The organism is Thermostilla marina (assembly GCF_054657455.1).
In genome coordinates, this window is record NZ_BAAHYR010000001.1 from 2509948 (window position 1) to 2525633 (window position 15686).

Genomic DNA, 15686 nt, shown 5'->3' on the forward strand with positions numbered 1-15686 from the left:
CTACTGAATGTAACGCTCTTCTTCCTCGTTCGAGCTGACGGAGATCTCGCCCATATCTTCGAGCCGCCGAATGATATCGACAATCTGCTGTTGGACCTGCTCGACGTTCGAGGCTTTGACCGGCCCCAAGTATTCCATTTCTTCGAGCAAGAGATCGGCCGCCCGCTTCGACATATTCTTGAGGATCTTTTGTTTGAGTTCCTCGCTTGCCCCCTTGAGGGCCATCGCCCATTGCGAGTTTTCGACGTTCTTGAGAATGGTCTGAATGTCGCGATCGGAAAGTTTGATGATGTCGTCGAAGACGAACATCAAACGCCGAATCTCGTCGACAAGATCGGGATCTTCTTGCCCCAGGTTCTCGAGAATGTTGCGTTCGGTGGCCCGATCGATGACGTTGAGGATTTCGGCGACCGTGGGCACGCCGCCGGCCTTCTCGAAACGCTGGCTCATCACGCTGGACATGCGGGTTTCGAGCCCGTTTTCGACCGCATGAATAATGTCCGGGCTGGTTTGTCCCATCGTCGCGATGCGGCGGACGACCGAAACTTGACGCTCCGGGGGCAGACCGCGGATGATTTCTGCCGCCTGCGGAGGCGACAAGTGTGACAGGATGAGCGCGATCGTTTGCGGATGTTCATCGATGATGAACGTGAGAAGGTTTTGGCTGTCGACCTTCTGGAGGAAGCCGAACGGGAGCGCCTCGATCGATTGGCGGACGGCTTCCAGCGTCGCCCCGGCAGCCTTTCCCAGTGCTTGTTCCAACAGGCCCTTGGCGACGTCGAGGCCCCCCTGTCCTCCCGTCAGGGAACCCGGTTGAGCGGCGGCGAATTCGCGGATTGCCTGTTCCTGTTCGTCAGGCGTTACCTGGGAAAGCCGGGCGATTTCGATCGAAACCGCCTCGATCTGCTTGGGTTCCAAACGCGCCAAGAGCTGGGCCGCCTGCTCGTTCGGCATGCTCATCAGCAGGACGGCGGCTTTCCGAAGGTTGCTGGCCATGGCAACGGAGCGTTTTACAAAATCGACGGTTTCAGGTACGCGGCGCAGACCAACGGCTTGCTGCGTGGGTACGGCTGTTTCCTTATCGGCGTTCGCGATCGCGTCAGTTTAGGTAAAGTGTGTGGGTTGTAACGGTTCCACCTTTCTCTCTTTGTTGAGCCCGGGGCCGATGCTGTACGGCGCGAATGTTTACACAGTACACAAAATATTGGCAATTAGGGGAGTTTTGTTCTTCGAAAACGGTGGGGGCACGCCCTTCTGTAGGCGGTTGTCAGCCGATAAAGGTGTCAAAATCGTGCCCCAATGGCCGCCGCTCCCGGAAAAATTTCTTTCGCTTACTGTGTCTCGTGGTTGCTTCATTTTGTCCACAACCTAGCTTTTCTCAGAATTTTCCACTTTCCGCGGACGAGAATACAACGCGGTTTTCGTCCGCGGATTGCCGGGCCGCCCCCTTTGACGCGATGGTGTACTGCCCGGCAAGGCTTTGGAAGCAACGGAGCTGGTGGGAGCCGAAACGGACGGGCGAGATGCCCCGTTCGATCGGGGCTGACGGCTCGAGCACGAGGAATTCTTGTCCAAATTCGTGAGGTGTTGATCCATGAAGCTGCAAAAGAAAATCGTCATCACGAGCATCGGCGGCGTGGTCGTGACGGCCGTGGCCATCATCGTGTTGCTGGTCAGCCAAAAGTCGTGGCTGAAGGAATCGGTCCGACGTGAAGTCGGTGTTCTGGGCCGCGATCAGTGCGCGAAGGTGACCTCGAGCGTCTATCAAATGCTTGAGGTTTACAATGAGGCGATGAAGAAGCGGATGCACAACGACCTCGAACTGGCCTTCGAATGCCTTGAAGATGTCGGCGAAGTCACCTTCGATTCGGAAACGGTGACTTGGGAAGCCGTCAACCAGTACACGAAACAACCCACTCGGGTCGAATTGCCGAAAATGCTCGTCGGCGGTCAATGGTTGGGGATGAATCGTAGTCCCGATCAGCCGTCGTTGGTGGTGGACGAGCTACAAAAACGTTCGGGCGATACCTGCACGATTTTTCAACGCATGAACGAGCAGGGCGATCTTCTGCGGGTATGCACGAATGTGATCAAGACCGACGGAACACGTGCCATCGGAACGTACATTCCGGCCGTGAACCCGGACGGAAAAGCCAATCCGGTGGTGTCGACGGTCATGCGGGGCGAAACCTACGTCGGCCGCGCGTACGTGGTGAATAAGTGGTACCTGACCGCCTACGCACCCATTTTCGACGCCGACAAGAAAGTTGTCGGTTGCCTCTACGTGGGCGTTCCCCAGGAAGATGTGCCGGAACTTCGGCAGGGCATCATGAATGTCGTCGTGGGGAAAACCGGTTACGTTTACGTCTTGCAGGGAAGCGGTGACAACAAAGGATGCTATGTGATTTCCAAGGGCGGGGAACGCGACGGCGAAAACATTCTCGGCGCGAAGGACGCCAACGGAACTCCGTTCATTCAAGAATTGATCGACAAGGCTCGCAAGGCGAAGCCGGGTGAGATTTCGTTCCAACGCTATGCGTGGCAAAACCCCGGCGAGGATCATGCGCGTTGGAAAATCGCTGCCGTTACGTATTACGAACCCTGGGATTGGGTGATCGGAGCCGGAGCCTATGAAGACGACTTCGAAGATGCTCTGGGGCGAATCGACGCCAGCTTGACGGCGACGATTTGGTGGACGATCGCCGGTGCGGTCGTGGCCGTCGTTCTGTGTTCGATCGTCGCCGTGTGGATGTCGAAGAAGACCGTCGGCGTGTTGAACACGACTGTCGCGATGCTTGCCGATATCGCCCAGGGTGAAGGCGACTTGACGAAGCGTCTCGAAGTCGACAGCAAGGACGAAGTCGGCGAACTGGCCCACTGGTTCAACATCTTCATCGACAAGCTCCACGATATGATCCAGCAGATCGTGGAGAGTGCCGCGCAGTTCACCGAAGGGGCTCGTGTGGTTGCTGAAAGTTCACAGACCGTGGCCCAAGGTGCTCAGACCCAAAGCGCGACCGTCGAAGAAATGACCGCGGCAATCGAAGAATTGACGAATTCGGTCGAGGCCGTTCGCGCATTGGCCACGGAAGCCGACCAATTGGCTCGCCGGTCGAGTCAGTACGCCGAAAACGGCAGCCACGCCGTCGAGAAGTCGATCGAGGCGATGAACGCCATCCGCGACAGCTCGAAGCGGATCGCCGATATCATCCAGGTGATTTCGGAGATCGCGAGCCAGACGAACTTGCTGGCCTTGAACGCGGCAATCGAGGCGGCCCGAGCCGGCGAGCACGGCATGGGCTTCGCCGTCGTGGCCGACGAGGTCCGCAAGCTGGCCGAGCGGTCGAACCAGGCGGCTCAAGAAATCGCCCAGCTCATCCAAGAGTCGACGCAGTTGGTGGAGGAAGGTGCCAACCTCAGCGACGGCATGGGCGAAGCCTTGACTCAAATCTTGGAAAGCGTGCAGTCGACGGCAGAGAAGATCGGTACGATCGCCGAAACGACGACACGCCAGACCGAGACGGCCAAGGAAGTCAGTCAGTCGATCCAGGGTGTGGCCCAAGTGGCCGAACAGTCTGCTGCCGGCAGCGAAGAGATGGCTTCCAGCAGCGAGGAACTGGGGGCTCAAGCCGATGCGTTGCGCGAACTGGTCTCGGGATTCCGCACCCGCGGCTCCTGAGCCCAAAACCACGACCCGCGTCGGTGGTGTCGGTGACACGCCACAAAGGCGGTCGTGAAAGAAAAACCCGGGGAACTCCCCTTGCGTGATGCGTGACCGGGGCGGCGCTCTTGCGAGTGCCGCCTTGGTCCGTTTCTTGATGCCGATGGAACTCTTCCGGTGAGGCTCTTGTCAGCCTTCTGAATCGGGCGGCGCCACGTCGTACTCGTCGATGCCGGCACCGTCTTTCGGCGGCTGGATCACCCGCGAGGCCGAGGACTCTTGATCGGCGGCGGAAGCTTTGGTTTTCTCCACCTTTTTGGCACCGCAGGGACGTTTCAAGAACGCCGTCCATACCATGGCGCCCTTCATGTCCTTGTAATAACTCGCCGAGACGAGTTCCCAACCTTCTTGGCCGTGGACGTTCAAGTCATTGACCAAAAACTGCTCTGACTTGCGCGTCAAGGTGAGGTATTCCCACCGCTGCGCTCCGCGGATGACATGGGTTGCACTCATGGTCGGACCTCCCGAAACGAACAGCCTTCCGGCTTGAAAAGGATTCATGCTTTCGTGAACGATCACGGCGAGGCGCGGGCCGTGACGACACTCAGATCCGGAAAATTGCCCAGGCGGTTTGGAACGATCGGCATCCGAATGCTGACAGTTCCTGCGAAGGCGGTGTGATAGACCTGCACACCGGCCGGGGAACCGATTGCCGTGCCTTGCGACGGGCTCCCGCTGACGATGACGAATTCGGGTCGACTCCACTCGATCAAGCCGGCCGGATTACTCGATCGACTTCCATGATGCGGCGCAACGAGTACATCGCAGTCGACCGGAGGTTCGTCGAGAAGCATTTGGACTCCCGGCGGGGCCAGATCACCGGTAAGCAGCACGTGGCGATTTCCCGCCGAAACGAGCAATACGAGACTATTGGCGTTATCGTTTCCGATGATTCCTTCGGTCGGCGGGTGAAGAACATCAAGCCGACATCCGGCAGATTCGCAAGTGTAGCGACGATCGAGCGGAAGAATGGGGATGTCGGCACGACGGATTTCGTCGATTAGCCGACGCACGGCGGGGGCGTCGTCTTCCAACATGATCGGTGTCACGTACACGCGGCCGATTTCGAATCGCTCGATCAACGAGGGCAAGGCATTGAAGTGATCGACATCCGGATGAGAGATGACGACGGTGTCGATTCGGCGACGGCCCTTTTCCCACAAGACGCCTGAAATGCGGTCGGCGCAGCGGCGTGGTGAGCCGAATCCGCCGGCGTCATACAGCAATATGCGATGATCCGGCAATTCGACCACCGTGGCGCAACCGTGACCGACCGAGAGCACATCGATTTGCAAGTGTGTTTGAGGACGCGTCGATTGCCACGCTCCGACGGTGAAACCGAGAGCAATCCAGGCGCCGGTCAAAGAAATAACAGTTTTCCAGCTCGGCCGTTTCGAATCGTCGAAAAAGAACAGTCCACCGAGGATGCCGTAAAAGCCGATCAACCACCAATCCGGCGGACCGAATCCATAGAAATGGCCACCGGGGATTGCTGCGGTCGAATCGACAATCCGTCGCAGCAGATTGAAGGCCGGACCACAGATGGCACTCGGTACCCAGGCAAGCCAAGACGAAATCATGCCCGCCGGAAGCATGACGATGCCGGACGCCAAGCCTGCCGTCAACGGTATCCAGGCCAGAAAACTGCCGACGATGCCCACCGGCGCGCAAATGTGGAACTTGGCGAGAACCAACGGCGCCGTCACCAACCAGACGAGACCTCCTCCCCAAAGAACCGTCCAGGACTTTGTCGCGAAACGATGCAGTTGCCGAAGCCACGCGGGACGAAACGCCCGGTAAAGGCGCTCCAACGGATCTTCCTCTTCCGGCGGCGACAGGTTCGGACCGAAGGCCGCGAACAGCGTGGCAGCCGCGATGAAAGAAAGATGAAACCCGGTGTGGAACAACTGCGAAGGATTGGCGACCAACAGAAATACGGCAGCTCCGGCCAACGAGTTGATCGGATGCGGCCACACTCGCATGAACTCGGCTGCACAAAAAAAGGAAATCAACACACAGGCCCGCACGGCCGACGGCGGTGCACCGCACAACAGTGTATAGAAGATCGTGGCCGACCAAGTCGTCCCGATCATCCAACGGTAAGAATGGAAATTGACTTCGCAGTACCAGAGTACGAGGCCCGCCACGATACCGACGTGGAGCCCCGAAATCGCCAAGATATGAAGCAGTCCCGAGGCCAACAACCGCTCGTTCAATTCGCCGGGAATTTCGGATCGTTCTCCCAGCAGGGTGGCCGCTGCCAGCGAGCGGGAAGACTCGCCCAGGTGCCTGTCGATGACGTGTTTGCACCGCTCGCGCAGCGCGTCCATCAGGCGGCGCGGCAGATAGCCGATCCAACGCATCCAATCAACGATCGGGTAACGCTCGACCGGATTCACCGCCGTCCGAGTCACGGCCGCTGCGTAAGAGGTGGTGATGACGGTGTTGGTCCGAAACCCTCTGCGGTACGTCGCCAAGTCGAATTCACCCGGATTTCCCGGCGGCGCATAGCGCAGCATGCGACCGAATACGGACACGAGATCGCCGGGACGGAGTTTTTCTGTAAACGATTCGATGTACAATCGAGCGACGCCCGAGGCGCGTTCCCAACGTTGCCCGTTACGTACGGCAGTGACTTTGATTACGTAGACCGCCGTGTCGTGGGTGCTTGCAGGGGCGAACGTGAGGTCGTTGTCGGCCGGCAATAGTCCAAGATCGCGGTGAACGCGAGCAACGAGACACACCGGTTGCGGTGTGGCTTGGGAATACCGGCAGATTTCACGAGCGTCATACACGCTCCAGTGAAGATGATGGGCTCCGCACGCGACGGCGGCCACCGCGGCCCACAAGAAGAATTCGGAAAGGCGTCTTCCGGTGTACCACGCGGTTGCCCATGTCGCCAGGAAAACCGTGGCTGCGGTCCAGGACCATGCAAGCGATACGGCAAACCAGCGATCCAGCAGAATACCGGTCGCCATGGCAAAGAGTACAGGAACCCACGGTCGCGGCCCCGGGCCGGGCTCGATATCATCGTCGATCGGTACGGCGTTATCGGCGATCATGCCACTATTGTGTCCGGTTTGGCAGGGTGTGCAATAAAATTTCAATCAAAACTGCAAGCGAATCTGCTTGCAGTTCCTGATCCGCGTCTGATCGGCTTGGCTCGAACACGCAAAGAACCAGGAGCAATCCCGTGCACGACTTGAAGGACGTTTTTCCGGTCCCCGAAAATCTGATCGTGAAAGAACCGTTTCCCGGTGTGCGAATGACGATTATGCATGCCGAGAACATGACCCTTTCGATCGTCGAGATGGAACCGCATTCGGTGATTCCCGAACACACCCATCCGCATGAGCAGATAGGAACGATGCTGTCGGGTGAAGCACTGTTCATCGTCGACGGCACCGAGCGACTCGTGAAGGCGGGGGAGTGTTGGCGACTACCCGGGAATGTGCCTCACGAGGTGCGAACAAAAGGACAACCAATGCGGGCCATCGATGTTTTCTCGCCGGTTCGGGAAGACATGAAGGCGTAATTAGCACAACTTGAGCCGGGTGGTGACGGCTGTCCCATCTTGTCGGCAAAACGGATAACGCGTATCGTCAGAAGGGCACCAGGCAACCTGCGCGTGGTGTGCGCGCAGAGTGTTTTGAATGGGAGTGAATCATGATCGTACCCCAGAAATATTGCGTTCGTCGTCGCAACAACCTTCGCAAGGCCCTTGCTAAGGCCAAAGTCGACGCGATCTTGGTGACGAACTTCTCGAACGTCACATATTTGACGGGATTTACCGGCGACGACAGCTTCCTTCTCGTCGGAGCCGACGGGGACGTCATCATCAGTGATTCCCGCTACACCGAACAGATCGAAGAAGAATGCCCCGGCTTACAGGTGCACATCCGGCGACGCACCCAGTCGATGGTCAAGTCGGTGCGATCGTTGGTGAAAAAGCGGAAAATCGGGCGATTGGCGGTCGAAGCCGAGTCGATGACGCTCGGGCTCCGTGATCGGTTGGCCGCCGAGTTGAGTAACTGCGAGATCGTGCCGCTCGGCGATGCGGTGGAGCGGTTGCGGGCTGTGAAAGACGCGTGGGAAATCGACCGGATTCGCGTCGCGGTCGATTATGCCCAGCGGGCAATCACGATGGTTGCCGCCGGATTAGTACCGGATCAAACGGAAAAGCAAGTTGCGGATCTTCTTGAATACAATATGCGATCGATCGGTGCCAAGTGTTCGGCGTTCCCCACGATTGTGGCAGTAGGCGCCCGCGCGGCTCTTCCGCATGCTGTACCGACCGAACAACGCATCGCAGAATCCCCTATTTTGCTGGTGGATTGGGGGGCTAATGAGGGGGTATACCGGAGCGACTTGACCAGGGTTTTCGTGACCGGTAGAATCTCGCCTAAACTCAAGCGTATTTATGAAGTTGTGTTAAATGCACAGCTGGCCGGCATTGAAGCGATCCGGCCGGGAGTGACGTGCGAAGAAGTCGATCGGGCCGCGCGCTCGGTGATTGAGGAAGCGGGATTCGGCCCGAAATTCGGTCATGGTCTGGGGCATGGAATCGGCGTCGATATTCATGAGGCGCCTCGGCTGAGCGCCGCTTCGACGACCCCTCTCGAGCCGGGGATGGTCGTCACAGTAGAGCCCGGTATTTATATTCCCGGTTGGGGGGGCGTTCGGATCGAAGACGATGTGTTGGTGACGCCGGACGGGTACGAGGTTCTGACGACCGTACCCAAGAGTTTCGACGACATCGTTCTTGCTTAATTGCGGAAAACGGCATCATGACGGAATCATCCCGGAGTGAACAAATGGGCGATGCCCCGAATCAAGACGTTTTCGATGTGCGCCGTGTACGTCGCTTGGTCCAGTTGATGGACGAGCACGAACTGAGTGAGATTGACCTCCGTGACGGGGAACTCCGGATTCGCATACGGCGCGGAAAGGAAGCCCCGACGGTGACCGCTGTACCGGCAACGCCTGCGGCAGGCTACGTGCCGCCGTATCCGGTGGCTCAGCCCCCTGCCCCTGTTCCTGCCGGGGAATCAAAACCGGCTGCGGACGCGGCTCCGGCGGAGAAGAAACCGGCCGCGGAGGCCGATGACGAAAACATCGCGATCATTCGCAGCCCGCTGGTGGGAACTTTTTACGCCGCGCCCGATCCCGACTCGCCTCCGTACGTGAAAGTAGGTGATTCTGTCGGTCCCGACACGATCGTGTGCATCGTCGAGGCGATGAAGGTGTTCAACGAGATTCCGGCCGAGATTTCCGGCAAGATCGTTGCTGTGTTGGTCGAAAACGGCGAGCCTGTGGAATTTGGTCAGCCGTTGTTCAAGGTCGATACGAAAGGTTGATCGGCGCGGCTTCCCGGCGGGGAAACGGCTGCTCGCATTCCTCGATGCGGCGACCGATTGCCGGCAAGAGCCGAAGCACTTCGTGTCCGCCGGAGTACCAAGTCACCTTCGCAAATCCAGTTTGGCGGTTCTATGTTCAAGCGAATCCTCATTGCCAACCGCGGAGAAATTGCGCTGCGGATCATTCGCGCGTGTCGAGAGATGGGCATCGAGACGGTGGCCGTCTACAGCGAGGCCGACCGCGGGGCTGCGTATCTCGACTTGGCCGATGAAGCCTATTGCATCGGGCCTGCTCGCGCGTCGGATAGTTATTTGCGAATCGATCGCGTGATCAGCGCCGCCGAAATCGGGAACGCGCAAGCAATTCATCCGGGCTACGGGTTTTTGGCGGAAAACGCCCACTTCGCCGAGGTTTGTCGTAGCTGCCAAATCGAATTCATCGGGCCTCCGCACGAGGCGATGATTCGCTTGGGCGATAAAAACGCGGCACGCAATTTGGCGATGGAAGTCGGTGTCCCGGTCGTGCCCGGCAGCGAAGGTACGATCGACAACGAAGTCGATGCACTTCGAGTCGCCAAAGAGATCGGCTATCCCGTTTTGATCAAGGCTTCGGCCGGTGGAGGCGGGCGCGGAATGCGCGTCGCGGTCAATGAAACCGGCCTCAAGTCGGCTCTTCAGCAGGCCAAGCTGGAAGCCGAGGCGGCTTTCGGTAACGGCGATGTGTACCTCGAAAAATACATCGAGCATCCGCGGCACGTCGAGGTGCAGGTGATCGCCGACAATCACGGGAACGTGATTCACTTGTGGGAGCGCGACTGTACGACGCAACGTCGTCATCAAAAGCTGATCGAAGAGAGCCCCTCCCCTGCCCTTTCGGATGAGTTGCGGAAACAGATTTGCGAATCGGCTGTTCGTCTTCTGAAAGCCGCCGATTACACGAACGCGGGCACAGTGGAGTTCTTGGTCGATCGGCACGGGAACTACTACTTCATCGAGGTGAATACGCGTATTCAAGTCGAACACCCGGTGAGTGAGGCGGTTACGGGAATCGACTTGATCAAGGCGCAGATCATCGCCGCAGCCGGAGAACCGTTGCCCTTCAAGCAAGAAGACGTCCAGTGTCGTGGTGCCGCGATCGAGTGCCGAATCAATGCGGAAGATCCTGCCAAGAACTTCCGCCCTTCCGCTGGAAGGATTGACCGCATCTTCTTCCCCGGGGGATTCGGCGTCCGCTTCGATTCACACGTGCATTCGGGCTATGTGGTTTCCCCCCACTATGACTCGATGATCGGGAAGCTGATCGTCCACCAACCGACTCGCGAAGAAGCGATCGCCTGCATGAAGCGGGCGCTGTCGGAGCTGCGAGTTGAAGGCATCAAGACGACCGTCCCGATGCATCTGAAGATTCTTTCGCACCCGCTGTTTACCGAGGCTCGCGGCGATACGACATTCGTCGAACGCACGTGGTCCGGTAGCTGACGTATCGGCAAGCGGCCGCTTATTTGTTGGCGATGGTCGATAAGGCTGTTCGGCAAGTCGGTGCAGCTTGTCGCGGGATGACGTGCGGATTCGGTGCGGCTACCGCCGTGGACGCCGATTTGCTAAAATATCCGGTTCTGAATTTTCTGCAGACCGTTACCCGTGATAGTTCGCCGGAATTATGGGCCGGTTCGGGATCCCGGGGGGCTTCGGCACCCGACTGTCCGGTCTCGAGGCGAACCCATCGGATTCGGTCGCGTATTCGCTACGGGGGACAACTGCGTAACGATACTTTGAGCCTTATTTACTGAGCGAGACGCACGACCATGAGCAATCCGCTTTCCAGTCCGGCCAAGGTTGAATCCGACATTCGTCGAGTCGCAATTCTGTTTTCCGGCGGCCCGGCCCCGTCGGCAAATGCCGTAATTGGAAGCGCCGCGACGGCGTTTTCCCGCAATGGCATCGAAGTCCTGGGGATCAAGCACGGGTACACCCACTTGATGGCCTTCGACGGCACGCCGCTGGAAGAGGGAACTGCCTACCAGAAATTGCATTATGCCGACTTGGAGCTTGTGCGGACGTCGCCCGGGATCATTATCGGGACGGCCCGCGCGAACCCCGGTAAGGCGACGAAAACCCCCGAAGACCTCGACGATCCGGAAAAGACGAAGCCGCTGAAAACAGTCTACGACGCCCTGCGTTCACTCGATGTCGATGCCTTGATTTCGATCGGCGGTGACGACACGCTCACCACCGCCTCGAAGTTCAAATTGTTCCAAGATCGCTTGCCCGAGGGGTCGAAGCGGATCAAAGTCGTGCATCTGCCGAAGACGATCGACAACGATTATAAGGGAATCGATTTTACGTTCGGCTACTTCACTGCCGTCGATATGCTCGGCACCCAGATCCGCAACCTGATGCTCGACGGCAAGGCGGCCGGCGCTTACTTCTTCGTGCAGGTCATGGGACGCAAGGCCGGCTGGTTGGCCTACGGTGCGTCGATTGCCGGCGACGGCAGCTTGGCGTTGAGCCTCGAGGACGTGCCCGAGGAATGGTGGACGACCGAGCCGACTCGCGACCCGAAATCCGGGGAACTGGTGACCGACGGCGTGACGGAAGAAGTCATCCAGCGCCGGGTGATCAAGCTCGACAAACTCGTATCGCGCATCGCCGACACGATCATCGCTCGCGAAAAAGAAGGAAAGCGGCACGGCGTCGTCGTGATGGCGGAAGGGCTCGGCGAGTACTTTCCGCTCGAAGAATTGCGCCGTTGTATTCCGACCGAACAATTCGAGGAGCTCAAACCCGACACGTTCGGGCATTTCCCGATTTCGCAAGTCAAATTTACCGGCCGGATCGCACAGTTGGTCAACCAGGAGCTCGAACGTCGCGGGCACAAGCGGATCAAGATCAATCCGCTGCAGTTCGGCTACGAGGTGCGCTGCCATCAGCCGACGGCATTCGACATCATTTTGGGAAGCCAGCTCGGGGTCGGGGCCTACCGTGCTTTGGTCGAGGAAAAGCTCGACGGCGTGATGGTTTCGGTCGGTGGTCAGCTCAGCTTGGTTTACGAGCCGTTTGAAAACTTGATCGACATGAGCCGGCTGCGGGCGTACGCGCGGTTAATCGATCCGAACGAGGATTTCCATCAACTGGCCCGCTATCTTGAAAGCCGCGTCGACTGACTTTTCAGGGTGGCGACGCTCGGGGGCAGACGTCGCTTTCTTTCGGAAATTCGCTCCCGTTGCCTCGACTCGGCGACGGGATTTTTTTGCGCGCTGTATTTAATGAGCCGATGACTGAGCAGTTCGATCATGCGCATTACGCGGCTTGACGCGATTGTAGTGTCGCTTGGTGTGAAGGCAGGGAGAATGCTTTCCCGGGCTGCCGATCAGGCAACGCGAGCAGGATGACCTATAGTACCAATAGGGGTGTTCTTATGTCTCGCGAAAAGTAGCACGTCGTACGACTCCATTGGAGGATCGTGAAGGTGGTCGCGGAAACAAAACCGCTCGATCGAACAGGTGTTCAGGTTTGGCGTGCCCGCGCACGCGGCTTTACGATGATCGAAGCGGTCGTCGCCATCGCAGTGACCGTGATCGCCGCGACGGCCGTCTTTTCGAGTCTCGCGTCATTGCAATACCAATCGGATGATACGCGCGATCGGTTTGTCGCCGAACTCCTCGCCCAGCAGTTGATGGACGAAATCTTGGGCAAGATCTATGCGGCTTACGGTGATGCTTACGGTACCACGCTGACGGCCAACACGTGGGAGAAAGGGACGGGCACTCGCGAGCGGTACAACGATATCGACGATTTCAACGGTTGGGAAGCTTCTCCGCCGCAAGACGCTTACGGGGTTCCGCTGGGCACTGAGAACGATGCCGGTGGTACCCGGCCGGCCTCGCTGCAGTCGGTGATGTCACTGGACGGTTGGAAGCGTTCGTGTCGCGTCTACTATGTGGATGAAACGACCTTCGAGCCGTTATCGGCCGGGCAAACAAGCGATTATCGCGCCGTCGAAGTCGTCGTTTCGCGGACCTATCCGGATGGTATTACCCGCGAATTGGCTCGCAAACGCTACATCGTTTCTCACATTCCAAGTGAGGATTGGTGATCATGGTGCGGCATGTTCGGCGACCGCCTGAGATTCGCGATATCCCGCAGCGGACGGTTCGGTCGGGGACGGCATCGGCATGCCCTCGACGCCGGGGCCTAACGCTGATCGAGTTGCTGATTGCGATCTCGTTGATGCTGCTGATCGTCACGGCGTTGGCCGCCTTGCAATCGTCGTCCGTCGAAGTTTACGGTCAGGCTTCTGCCCGGCGAACCTTGATCGAGGACGGGCAGCGCTTGGTGGAACGCATTCGTCGGACCGTCGAGCATGCCCAGGCAAATGAGAATTATGCCGGCGCATGGGTCGTCAGCGAATCCGTGGCCGAAGATCTATTTCCCGTGGCATTGGTCGTATGGGCGCCGGATACCGGTGCCTCGAATCCGGCAGGAACACCGCTCGTGAAAGAATTGGTTGTGTTTGCGCCGGATCCTGAAAATCCCACATTGTTTTGCGAGTATCGCCTTCCGGGGAGCTCGGCAAACGCGCCGGCAATCGGTGACCAAACCGCCTGGCGGGCAGTTGTCAACGCGATTCGCAGCTCGCCGAACGTCGAGAAAATCGTGTTGAGTCGCCACGTGCGTTGGGTGACGGTCGGGGGCCACCGACGCCCGGCTGTTCGGTTTGCCGTACGCGTCACGCCTGACGATGCCGAGTGGGATGACGAGGTCGGCACGGCGTGGAACGAGCTACCTTGGCCGCAAGGAAATTTCACCCCAGAAATCGGAGTACGTCAAGTGTGGGTGAAATCGGAATTCCAATTGGCTGCCGATACGGGGAGCAAAATCGAGCACCTTACGGTGTTCGGTTCGGCCGCACTGTATTATCCGCTCGCCGAGAGTGATCGAGGGGACTGACGTTGGGAAGTTTGAGTACCTGACCGCATGGTGAACATGCACGAGGGACGGAAAATGATCCGGGTGGTGTTCGGATTGCCGGTGATGACACGATCGCTTCGCGAGCGGATCGATCGCGGCGGTTCCGCGTTGGTCGTGGTCTTGCTGATTCTCGCCTTGGCGATGTCGGTCACCTATGTTGCCGTGCGAGTCGAAACCCGATCGACGGCGGGAAGTCGCAACCGAGACTTACGAAACGAAGCCGCAGAAGCCGCCAACATCGGATTGCGTGCCGCCTTCGCACGCATGCACGAACCGGATTGGGAGGGGACTGGTACGTCATTTCGACGCAACGTCGCCGACGGGGTCTATTTCGATGTCCGCTATACCGCTGGTGACGATGCGCTTGTTGTGGGGGATCCCGAATACGACCGCAAGGCGATTCGCGTCACGATCGATGTCGAGGCGACCGCTGATTCGGATGACGATGCCACGCCGGTCAAACGCCGTGCCAAAGCCGTGGTCGAACTCATCCCGCGCGAGTTGGCCGATGAACCGAGTGAGTGGGCCGGCCTGACCTGGAGGAGCTTTACGCAAACGGATACCCGCTCAAACAGGGTTCATCTGGGCGTCCACTTCGATACAAAGCCGTTTTTCCAGGGCAAGCTCGAGCTGTCGCCGGACTACCCGAATGACGCAAACGCACGGGGCAGATACCTCGACGATCTCTATCGCATGTATGAGAACGGAATCGGTGACTATCGACCGTTTGCGGCGTCCCTGTCGGTGGTGTGGGCGAATCAGAATTCCGCCTACATGTATGAAATCGGCACGCGGTTGAAGCACGCGATTTCGACCCGTGGGCTTCTTGCACAAGGCGCCGATTACGGTCATCCGGGAGCGATAAGTACGTATCGGTTGTATTCCGGAGGACCGGTGTACACGGTGCCTCGTTTGGCGGCCGATTTGACGAACGTCGTTCTTGCGCCCGACCCGGATACGAATCCGGCCGGTATTTACTATCGTGACGGGACACTGACGATACGCGACAACGTAACGATCCAGGGGACGATCGTGTGTCGCGACGAATTGCATGTCGACGGCGACAACGTGAGCATGACGCCCGCCGAACTACCGACACTACTTGGCGAAACGAAACCCGTCGTCTTGCCGGTTGTCGTCGCGACCAAGGTAGTCGTCGGCGAGGGAACGAATCGACAGATGAAGGGCGTCGTCGCCGCTTTTTCCGAGTTTAGGATTGAACAGAAAAGTGCTCCCGCCGAACTGTCGCTGGAAGGACACATCGTCAGCGACAAGCTGGAAATCCAATCGGTTGACTCATATCAGAATTCCGACTGGAAGAGGTTGTACAACGACTTCAACGCGGCAGTGACGGCCGGAACGGCAGGCACGTCCTACTTTCCGGTGTGGTGCGCAAACGCGAGAGGTCTGCCGTGCAAGCCCTGGATCGAAGTCAAAGCCGATTCCGATGCGTATCGGCACCACTGGATTGGGGCAATCGATCCGGTGTATGTACCGCATCCCGACGACGTTACCGACATCGACCCGACTCCGGCGTTGCGGTGGAAAGTGATTCGTTGGCAGGAGGATATCGAATAGATTGGCGCCGGCGCGGCCGGTAACGCTTTAGGAGTCCGAAGGAAAAGGCCCGGGGGCCG

Annotated in this window: 12 protein-coding genes; 9 read left to right on the forward strand and 3 right to left on the reverse strand. The window is 58.5% G+C overall.

Features of this window, described 5'->3' with window-relative positions; genetic code table 11:
- Complete coding sequence (fliG, locus tag ACYQ2I_RS09220; RefSeq protein WP_460166719.1) at positions 1-996, reverse strand: flagellar motor switch protein FliG; 996 nt, start codon at positions 994-996, stop codon at positions 1-3.
- A gap of 598 nt (positions 997-1594) precedes the next feature.
- Here fliG and ACYQ2I_RS09225 point away from each other — a divergent pair.
- Positions 1595-3679 carry a methyl-accepting chemotaxis protein gene (locus tag ACYQ2I_RS09225; RefSeq protein WP_460166720.1) on the forward strand — a complete coding sequence of 695 codons (2085 nt, stop codon included), beginning with the start codon at positions 1595-1597 and terminating at the stop codon, positions 3677-3679.
- Positions 3680-3850: 171 nt separating this feature from the next.
- On the opposite strand, the gene ACYQ2I_RS09230 is transcribed toward ACYQ2I_RS09225, so the two are convergent.
- Both ACYQ2I_RS09230 and ACYQ2I_RS09235 read right to left on the reverse strand, forming a co-directional pair.
- Entirely contained in the window at positions 3851-4174 is a 324-nt protein-coding gene (locus tag ACYQ2I_RS09230) for a hypothetical protein (RefSeq protein ID WP_460166721.1), read from the reverse strand.
- 62 nt (positions 4175-4236) lie between these two features.
- Positions 4237-6783, reverse strand: a complete 2547-nt coding sequence (locus tag ACYQ2I_RS09235; RefSeq protein WP_460166722.1) for a ComEC/Rec2 family competence protein — start codon at positions 6781-6783, stop codon at positions 4237-4239.
- A gap of 131 nt (positions 6784-6914) precedes the next feature.
- Between ACYQ2I_RS09235 and ACYQ2I_RS09240 the strand changes: the two genes are divergently transcribed.
- The 8 genes from ACYQ2I_RS09240 to ACYQ2I_RS09275 all read left to right on the forward strand — a co-directional run bounded on the left by ACYQ2I_RS09240 (position 6915) and on the right by ACYQ2I_RS09275 (position 15627).
- Positions 6915-7256: a cupin domain-containing protein gene (locus ACYQ2I_RS09240; RefSeq protein WP_460166723.1), complete on the forward strand. Its 342-nt coding sequence runs from the start codon at positions 6915-6917 to the stop codon at positions 7254-7256.
- A gap of 131 nt (positions 7257-7387) precedes the next feature.
- Positions 7388-8491, forward strand: coding sequence for a M24 family metallopeptidase (locus tag ACYQ2I_RS09245; protein ID WP_460166724.1), 1104 nt, complete (start codon positions 7388-7390; stop codon positions 8489-8491).
- A 17-nt stretch (positions 8492-8508) separates the two neighbouring features.
- On the forward strand, positions 8509-9078 hold the full coding sequence (gene accB, locus ACYQ2I_RS09250) for an acetyl-CoA carboxylase biotin carboxyl carrier protein (RefSeq protein ID WP_460166725.1): 570 nt from the start codon (positions 8509-8511) through the stop codon (positions 9076-9078).
- 132 nt (positions 9079-9210) lie between these two features.
- Positions 9211-10557 (forward strand): acetyl-CoA carboxylase biotin carboxylase subunit, encoded by a 1347-nt coding sequence (accC, locus tag ACYQ2I_RS09255; RefSeq protein WP_460166726.1) that lies wholly within the window; start codon positions 9211-9213, stop codon positions 10555-10557.
- A 326-nt stretch (positions 10558-10883) separates the two neighbouring features.
- Positions 10884-12242 carry a 6-phosphofructokinase gene (locus ACYQ2I_RS09260; RefSeq protein ID WP_460166727.1) on the forward strand — a complete coding sequence of 453 codons (1359 nt, stop codon included), beginning with the start codon at positions 10884-10886 and terminating at the stop codon, positions 12240-12242.
- A gap of 305 nt (positions 12243-12547) precedes the next feature.
- On the forward strand, positions 12548-13174 hold the full coding sequence (locus tag ACYQ2I_RS09265) for a type IV pilus modification PilV family protein (RefSeq protein WP_460166728.1): 627 nt from the start codon (positions 12548-12550) through the stop codon (positions 13172-13174).
- A gap of 2 nt (positions 13175-13176) precedes the next feature.
- Positions 13177-14028 (forward strand): PilW family protein, encoded by an 852-nt coding sequence (locus ACYQ2I_RS09270; RefSeq protein WP_460166729.1) that lies wholly within the window; start codon positions 13177-13179, stop codon positions 14026-14028.
- A gap of 54 nt (positions 14029-14082) precedes the next feature.
- The gene (locus ACYQ2I_RS09275) at positions 14083-15627 is read left to right on the forward strand and encodes a hypothetical protein (protein ID WP_460166730.1); all 1545 of its coding nucleotides are present in this window, start codon (positions 14083-14085) and stop codon (positions 15625-15627) included.
- Positions 15628-15686 lie beyond the last annotated feature (59 nt).